Source organism: Cellulomonas sp. (assembly GCF_035634735.1).
Classification (GTDB): Bacteria; Actinomycetota; Actinomycetes; order Actinomycetales; family Cellulomonadaceae; genus Cellulomonas.
The window spans coordinates 1-7,856 of record NZ_DASQCJ010000224.1; the positions used below are offsets into that span (position 1 = coordinate 1).

Genomic DNA, 7,856 nt, shown 5'->3' on the forward strand with positions numbered 1-7,856 from the left:
CGCGCGCCCTCCCGCCGCTGCTGCCCGGCCCGCACCTGCGCCGGCTCGACGTCATCACGGTCGTCGCGACCTTCGGCGGCCTGCTGTTCGGCTACGACACCGGCGTCATCAACGGCGCCCTGGACCCGATGGTCGCCGACCTCGGGCTCACCCCCGCGACCGAGGGACTGGTCACCAGCAGCCTGCTGGTCGGCGCGGCGATCGGCGCGCTGCTCTGCGGCCGGCTCGCGGACCGGGTCGGCCGGCGGCGCACGCTGGTCGCGCTCGCGGTGGTGTTCTTCGTCGGAGCGCTCGGCAGCGTCGTCGCGCCGTCGTTCGAGGTGATGGCCGCGACCCGGTTCGTGCTCGGCCTGGCGGTCGGCGGCGCGTCGGTGACGGTGCCCGTCTACCTCGCCGAGCTCGCGCCCACCGAGCGCCGCGGCGCGATCACCGGGCGCAACGAGATCGCGATCGTCGTCGGGCAGCTGGCCGCGTTCGTCATCAACGCGGTCATCGGCACCGTGTGGTCGGACCACCCCGGCGTCTGGCGGTACATGCTCGCGGTGCAGGCCGTGCCCGCGGTGGCGCTGTTCGCCGGGATGCTCCGGATGCCCGAGTCCCCGCGCTGGCTGCTGTCCCGCGGCCGGGAGGACGAGGCGCTCGCGGTGCTCCGCCAGGTGCGCGACCCCGGCCGGGCGGCGGCGGAGCTGCGCGAGGTCCGCGAGCTGGTCACCCACGAGCGCGCCGACGCCGCGCGCGGGCAGGGCGGCTGGGCGGAGCTGCGGCTCGCCTGGGTGCGCCGGCTGGTGCTGATCGGCGTCGGCGTGGCCGTCGTGAACCAGCTCGGCGGCATCAACGCGGTGATGTACTACGGCACCCAGCTGCTCCGGCAGTCCGGGTTCAGCGGGGACGTGGCCCTGGTCGCGAACGTGCTGAACGGCGTGTTCTCGGTGCTGGGCATGCTGATCGGCCTGCGCGTGATCAACCGGGTCACCCGGCGCGGCCTGCTGCTGGTCGGCCTGACCGGCATCATCGCGTCGCACCTGCTGATCGCCCTGTGCTCGGCGGCGATCCCCGAGGGCACCGGCCGGTCGGTGGCCGTCACGGTGTTCCTGGTGCTGTTCGTGGGCTTCAACCAGTCGTCCGTGGGGCTGGTCTGCTGGGTGATCCTGGCGGAGCTGTTCCCGCTGCGGGTGCGCGGGTTCGCCATCGGGCTGTGCGTGTTCTGGAACTGGGCGGCGAACGCGGTCATCTCCGGGTTCTTCCCGTCCGTCGTCGCCGGGATCGGGGTCAACGGGACGTTCCTGCTGTTCGCGGCGCTGAACGTCCTGTCCTGGCTGTTCGTGCGGTTCGTGCTGCCCGAGACGCGGGACCGGTCGCTCGAGCAGCTGGAGGAGGACTTCCGGGCCGCGCGGCCCTGACGCCGGGTACCCCACGACCCCGCGGATCCCACCCGGGTGGTCGGCGTCACGCGGTGCGTACCCCCGGGGATGGCCGACAATGGGGGGAGTCCGTCCGTTCCCGTCCCCCCGGAGCCCCGTCGTGCCGCACGAGCCGCAGCGCATCGCCATGCTGTCCGTGCACACCTCGCCCCGGGACCAGCCGGGCACGGGCGACGCGGGCGGCATGAACGTCTACATCGCCGAGCTCGCCCGCGCGCTCGCCCGTCGCGGCGCCGAGGTCGAGGTCTTCACCCGCGCCACCTCGTCGGCGCTGCCGGAGTCGGTGCACCTCGACGAGGACGACGACCGGGTGCTCGTGCACCACGTGCCGGCGGGCCCGTACGAGGGCCTGGACAAGAACGACCTGCCCGGGCAGCTCTGCGCCGTGACCGCGGGCGTGCTCCGGGTCGGCGCCGCCCGGCCGGCCGGCTGGTTCGACGTGCTGCACAGCCACTACTGGCTGTCCGGGCAGGTCGGCTGGCTCGCCGCGGAGCGCTGGGACGTGCCGCTGGTGCACACCATGCACACGATGGCCCGGGTCAAGAACGCCGCGCTCGCGCCGGGCGACAGCCCCGAGCCGGCCACCCGGGTGATCGGCGAGGAGCAGGTGGTCGCGGCCGCCGACGCCCTGGTGGCGAGCACCGCGGAGGAGGGCCAGGACCTCGTCGGCATGTACGACGCCGACCCGGAGCGGGTGCACGTCGTCGCGCCGGGCGTCGACCTCAGCACGTTCCGCCCGCGCGCCGACCGCGCCGCGCTGCGCCGGGACCTCGGGCTGCCCGTCGACCGGGACGTCGTGGTGTTCGCCGGCCGGGTGCAGCCGCTCAAGGCGCCCGACGTGCTGGTCCGGGCGGTGGGCGTGCTCCGCGCGACGGGCCGGCCCGCGCCGCTGCTGGTGGTGCTCGGCGGCCCGAGCGGCCGGGCGACCGCGCTGACCGAGCTGCAGGCCCTCGCCGCGGCCTCCGGGGTGGCCGACGACGTGCGGTTCCACCCGCCGGTCGCGCGCGCCGAGCTCGCCCGGTGGTTCGCCGCGGCCGACCTGGTGGCCGTGCCCTCGCGCAGCGAGTCGTTCGGGCTGGTGGCCGTCGAGGCGCAGGCGGCGGGCACGCCCGTCGTCGCCTCCGCGGTCGGCGGGCTGCGCTCCGTCGTGCAGGACGGGGTGTCCGGCCGGCAGGTCCGCGGGCACGACCCGGCCGTGTGGGCCGACGCGCTGGCGACGGCGCTCGCGGACCCGGCGTCGCGCACGACGTGGCGCGCGGGCGCCCGGCGGGTGGCCGAGCAGTACGGCTGGGACGCGACCGCCGAGCAGGTGCTCAAGGTCTACGCCCTGGCCGCCGAGCGCCGCGCGCGCGTGGCGGTCTGAGCCGTCAGGCGCCGACCGGCTCCAGGACCAGGACCGGGATCACCCGCGACGTGCGGGTCTGGTAGTCCGCGTAGTCGGGGTACGCCTCGACCGCCCGCGCCCACCACAGCTCGCGCTCGGCGCCGGTGACCTCGCGCACGGCATAGTCGGCCTTCGCCGGCCCGTCCTGCAGCTCGACCAGCGGGTGCGCCAGCAGGTTGTGGTACCAGACCGGGTGCGTCGGGGCGCCGCCGAGCGAGGCGACCACCGCGTACACGCCGTCGTGCTCGACCCGCATGACCGGGATCTTGCGGACCTTGCCCGACCTCGCGCCGAGCATCGTCACGACGACGACGGGCATCCCGCGCAGCGTCGTGCCCTCCGTCCCGCCGGAGCTCTCGTAGAGCGCGACCTGGTCGCGCGAGCGCTCGTCGGTGCTGGGCTGGTACTCCCCGGTGATCGGCATACCGGCTGCAACGCCGCGCGGGGGCGGCGGTGTTCCGCGGGCCGAACGTCCCCCGACGCCCGAGCGCCGCGTGCGGCAGGATGGGACCCATGACCTACACCCTCGTTCTGCTCCGCCACGGCGAGAGCGAATGGAACGCGAAGAACCTGTTCACCGGCTGGGTCGACGTCGCGCTGTCCGAGAAGGGCGTCGCGGAGGCCAAGCGCGGCGGGACGCTGCTCACGGACGCCGGCGTGCTGCCGGACGTCGTGCACACGTCGCTGCTGCGCCGCGCCATCACGACCGCGAACTACGCGCTCGACGCCGCCGACCGCCTGTGGATCCCGGTCAAGCGCTCGTGGCGCCTGAACGAGCGCCACTACGGCGCGCTGCAGGGCAAGGACAAGAAGCAGACCCTCCAGGAGTACGGCGAGGAGCAGTTCATGCTCTGGCGTCGCTCCTACGACGTCCCGCCGCCGGACATCGAGCTCGGCTCGGAGTTCTCGCAGGACTCCGACCCCCGCTACGCCGGCGAGCCGATCCCGCGCGCCGAGGCGCTCAAGCAGGTGCTCGACCGCGCCCTGCCGTACTGGGACGCCGAGATCGTGCCCGACCTGAAGGCCGGCAGGACGACCCTCGTGGCCGCGCACGGCAACTCGATCCGCGCGATCGTCAAGTACCTCGACGACGTGGACGACGCGACGATCGCCGGGATCAACATCCCGACCGGCATCCCGCTCGTCTACCACCTGGACGAGGAGACGCTGAAGCCGACCAACCCGGGCGGCACCTACCTCGACCCCGACGCCGCCGCCGAGGCGATCGCCGCGGTCGCCAACCAGGGCCGCTGAGCCGCGCGGCGCGCCGACGCCGCAGCACGACGGAGGGGCCCGGTCCGACGCGATGTCGGACCGGGCCCCTCCGTCGTGCCGGGGTCAGCGGGTGCCGGTGGTGTCGCCCGCGAACTCGCCGGTGACCAGGTACACGATGCGGCGCGCGACCGACACGGCGTGGTCGCCGAACCGCTCGTAGTACCGGCCGAGCAGCGTGACGTCGACCGTCTGCTGCGCGGTGCCGGACCACGACGGGCCGAGCAGCACGCGGAACGTCTCCTCGTGCAGCGAGTCCAGCAGGTCGTCGTCGCGCTCGATGCCCTCGGCCTCGGTGAGGTCGTGCGAGCTCAGCACCTGGGTGGTGCGCTGGGCGACGCGGCGCGCGGCCTCGTTCATCTCGGTGAACACGCCGGTCAGCGCCGGGTCGATCGCGGCGTTCGGGTACCGGCCGCGGGCCACCTGGGCCACGTGCCGGGCCAGGTCGCCCATCCGCTCGAGCGTCGCGCTCATCCGCAGCGCGGACACGACGACCCGCAGGTCGGTGGCGACCGGCTGCTGCTGGGCGAGCAGCAGGACGCAGCGCTCGTCGAGGTCGCGCTCCAGCGCGTCGATGGCGAGGTCGTCCGCGATCACCGACTCGGCGAGGGCCAGGTCCTGCCGGAGCAGCGCCTCACCGGCGGCCCCGATCGCGTGCTCGACCCGGCGGCTCATCGCCACCAGGTCGTCCCCGAGCTGCTTGAGCTCGGCCTCGAAGATCTCCCGCATGGCTTCCTCTCGTTCGCGCGCGGTCCGCGCGCGGGCGTGCGTGGGTGCACCAGTCTGGTCCCGGCCACCCACGGTCGCACGCTCCGGTGAACGCGCCGGTGAACGGCAGGCCGCCGCGCGGTGAACGGAGATGAACACTCCGCCCGTCGGTGCCGGGGCGCGGCCGTGCCGGTCCGTGGCACGCCCACGACGACCGTACGCTGGCGCCGTGGAGGGTCTCAACGGTCTCGGCGCGCTGCTCGTGGGCGTGCTGGGTCTGCTCACCGGCATCGGGGCGACGCTGGCGTTCCGGTTCAGCGAGCGCGCCCAGCACAGCGCCCCGCCGCGCCCGGAGCCCGAGGTCGACGACGGCGTGGTCCGGACGCTCGCGGTGCTGCGCTCGGCCGCGGTCGTGCTGGACGACGACGACCGGGTCGTCCGGGCGAGCCCGCCGGCCTTCGCGCTCGGCGTCGTCCGGGACGGCATGGTCGTGCACGCCGCCGTGCGCGAGCTGATCGCCGACGTCCGCCGCACCGGGCTGATCCGGGACGAGGAGCTGGAGCTGCCGCGCGGGCCGGTCGGCCCCGGCACCGTGATGCTCCAGGTCCGGGTCGCCCAGGTCGGCCCGGGCCTGCTGCTCGTGCTCGCCGAGGACAACACCCAGGCGCGCCGGCTCGAGGCCATCCGCCGCGACTTCGTCGTCAACGTCTCCCACGAGCTCAAGACCCCGGTCGGCGCGCTGTCGCTGCTGGCCGAGACCGTGCAGGACGCCGCGGACGACCCCGAGGCCGTCCGCCGGTTCGCCGGCCGCATGGTGGGCGAGGCGCACCGGCTGTCCGAGCTGGTGCACGAGATCCTCGAGCTCTCCCGGCTGCAGGTGGCCGGCGCGCTGAAGGACATCGCCGTCGTGGACGTCGACGCCGTGGTGGCCGAGTCGGTCGACCGCGCGCGCACCGGCGCGGCGTCGAAGGACATGGGCTTCCAGGTCGGCGGGGAGCGCGGCGCCCGGGTGTTCGGCGACCCCACGATGCTGGTCCAGGCGGTGCGCAACCTGCTGGACAACGCGGTGCGCTACTCGCCGGCCGGCACCACCGTCGGCGTCGGCGTGCGGACCCGCGACGGCCTGGTGGAGATCGCCGTCGTCGACCAGGGCATCGGCATCTCGCCCGAGGAGCAGGACCGGGTGTTCGAGCGGTTCTACCGCGTCGACCCCGCCCGCAGCCGCGAGACCGGCGGCACCGGCCTCGGCCTGTCGATCGTCAAGCACGTCGCGGCCGACCACGGCGGCGACGTCCAGGTCTGGTCGCAGCCCGGCCGCGGCTCCACGTTCACCCTGCGGCTGCCGGTCGCCGTCGGCCAACCGCCCTCGGCCACCGCGGACGACCGCCCGCGGCCCCTCGTCGTCCCCGACCGACCCGGCCCGGACGCCCCGCGCGCCGCCGCCGCCCACCCCGACACCGCACCGGAGGCCTGACCCCGTGACCCGCATCCTGCTCGTCGAGGACGAGGAGTCCTACCGCGACCCGCTGGCGTACCTGCTCGGCCGCGAGGGGTTCCAGGTCACCACCGCCGCCACCGGGATCGAGGCCGTCGAGGCGTTCGAGGCCGAGGGCGCGGACCTCGTGCTGCTCGACCTCATGCTCCCCGGCCTGTCCGGCACCGAGGTGTGCCGGCGGATCCGGCAGCGCAGCGACGTCCCGGTCATCATGCTGACCGCCAAGGACGGCGAGATCGACAAGGTGGTCGGGCTGGAGCTCGGCGCGGACGACTACGTCACCAAGCCGTACTCCTCGCGCGAGCTGCTGGCCCGGGTGCGCGCGGTGCTCCGCCGCCGCCAGGCGCCGGCGGGGGGCGGGGCGGCCGCCGACGACGAGCCCGAGGACGACGGCGTGCTCGCCGCCGGCCGGGTCCGGATGGACGTCGAGCGGCACACCGTCACGGTCGACGACCAGCCGGTGGCGTTCCCGCTCAAGGAGTTCGAGCTGCTCGAGCTGCTGCTGCGCAACGCCGGCCGGGTGCTCACCCGCGGCCAGCTGATCGACCGGGTGTGGGGGACCGACTACGTCGGCGACACCAAGACCCTGGACTTGCACGTGAAGCGGGTGCGCGCCAAGATCGAGCCGGACCCGGGCAACCCCACGCTCCTGGTCACGGTGCGCGGCCTCGGCTACAAGCTGCTGGACGACGAGCCGGCCTGACCGGCCGGTCGTGACGCGCGCCACGCGGGCCCGCGCCAGGATTGTCCGCTCGTTCACCGTGCGTTCACCCGGCTACGGGAGCCTGGTCACCTGCGCTCCCTAGCGTCGGCGCCAGGTCGCGCACAGACGGGTGCGCGCCGCGTCACGACAGGACGGACAACACTGTGAAGCTCAACCGCGGTCGTACGGGTGCCCTCGCCCTCGCCGGCGTCGTCGCCCTCTCCCTCACGGCATGTGGTTCGGACAACCCGACGGGCGCCGCCGAGACCTCCGGCGGCTCCGACGCCTCGGCCAGCTCCCTCTCGGGTGAGCTCGCCGGCTCGGGCGCCTCGTCGCAGGAGTCCGCGATGGAGGCCTGGCGCGCCGGGTTCCAGAACGCGAACCCCGACGTCACCGTCTCGTACGACCCGGTCGGCTCCGGCGGTGGCCGCACCGCGTTCCTCGACGGCTCCGTGAAGTTCGCGGGCACCGACTCCGCGCTGGAGGAGGACGAGCTGGCCCAGGCGCAGGAGCGCTGCTTCGGCGCGAACGCCGTGGACCTGCCGGTCTACATCTCCCCGATCGCCGTCGTCTTCAACCTCGAGGGCGTCTCCGAGCTGAACCTGTCGGCCGAGACGATCGCGAACATCTTCAACAACACGATCACGAACTGGAACGACCCGGCCATCGCCGAGGCGAACCCGGACGTGACGCTGCCGGACCTGGCGATCACCACGGTGCACCGCTCCGACGAGTCGGGCACCACGAAGAACTTCACCGACTACCTGGCGAAGGCCGGCAACGGCGCCTGGACGGCCGAGGCCTCGGGCGACTGGGCGATCGAGGGCGGCGAGTCCGGCCAGGGCACCTCCGGCCTGATCCAGACCGTCCAGG

8 protein-coding genes are annotated in these 7,856 nt (G+C 74.4%); 6 read left to right on the top strand and 2 right to left on the bottom strand.

Translation table 11 applies throughout. The features are described 5' to 3' along the window. Positions 1–1,400 (top strand): sugar porter family MFS transporter (locus VER05_RS18075; RefSeq protein ID WP_324846700.1); only part of this gene is annotated, 1,400 nt, incomplete at its 5' end. A gap of 79 nt (positions 1,401–1,479) precedes the next feature. Continuing rightward, positions 1,480–2,784 (top strand): D-inositol-3-phosphate glycosyltransferase, encoded by a 1,305-nt coding sequence (gene mshA, locus VER05_RS18080; RefSeq protein WP_414647654.1) that lies wholly within the window; start codon positions 1,480–1,482, stop codon positions 2,782–2,784. Between the two features lie 4 nt (positions 2,785–2,788). Here the strand turns inward: mshA and VER05_RS18085 are convergent, their stop codons facing one another. After that, on the bottom strand, positions 2,789–3,229 hold the full coding sequence (locus tag VER05_RS18085; protein ID WP_324846701.1) for a nitroreductase family deazaflavin-dependent oxidoreductase: 441 nt from the start codon (positions 3,227–3,229) through the stop codon (positions 2,789–2,791). An 89-nt stretch (positions 3,230–3,318) separates the two neighbouring features. Here VER05_RS18085 and VER05_RS18090 point away from each other — a divergent pair, with 89 nt between their 5' ends. Next, positions 3,319–4,059, top strand: a complete 741-nt coding sequence (locus tag VER05_RS18090; protein WP_324846702.1) for a phosphoglyceromutase — start codon at positions 3,319–3,321, stop codon at positions 4,057–4,059. An 84-nt stretch (positions 4,060–4,143) separates the two neighbouring features. Here VER05_RS18090 and phoU read toward each other — a convergent pair whose 3' ends face one another. Continuing rightward, on the bottom strand, positions 4,144–4,806 hold the full coding sequence (gene phoU / locus VER05_RS18095; protein WP_324846703.1) for a phosphate signaling complex protein PhoU: 663 nt from the start codon (positions 4,804–4,806) through the stop codon (positions 4,144–4,146). A gap of 208 nt (positions 4,807–5,014) precedes the next feature. Between phoU and VER05_RS18100 the strand changes: the two genes are divergently transcribed. The 3 genes from VER05_RS18100 to VER05_RS18110 all read left to right on the top strand — a co-directional run. Beyond that, complete coding sequence (locus tag VER05_RS18100; RefSeq protein ID WP_324846704.1) at positions 5,015–6,259, top strand: sensor histidine kinase; 1,245 nt, start codon at positions 5,015–5,017, stop codon at positions 6,257–6,259. Between the two features lie 4 nt (positions 6,260–6,263). Further along, positions 6,264–6,983: a response regulator transcription factor gene (locus tag VER05_RS18105; RefSeq protein ID WP_324846705.1), complete on the top strand. Its 720-nt coding sequence runs from the start codon at positions 6,264–6,266 to the stop codon at positions 6,981–6,983. A gap of 164 nt (positions 6,984–7,147) precedes the next feature. Continuing rightward, on the top strand, positions 7,148–7,856 hold a 709-nt coding region (locus VER05_RS18110; RefSeq protein WP_324846706.1), incomplete at its 3' end, for a phosphate ABC transporter substrate-binding protein PstS.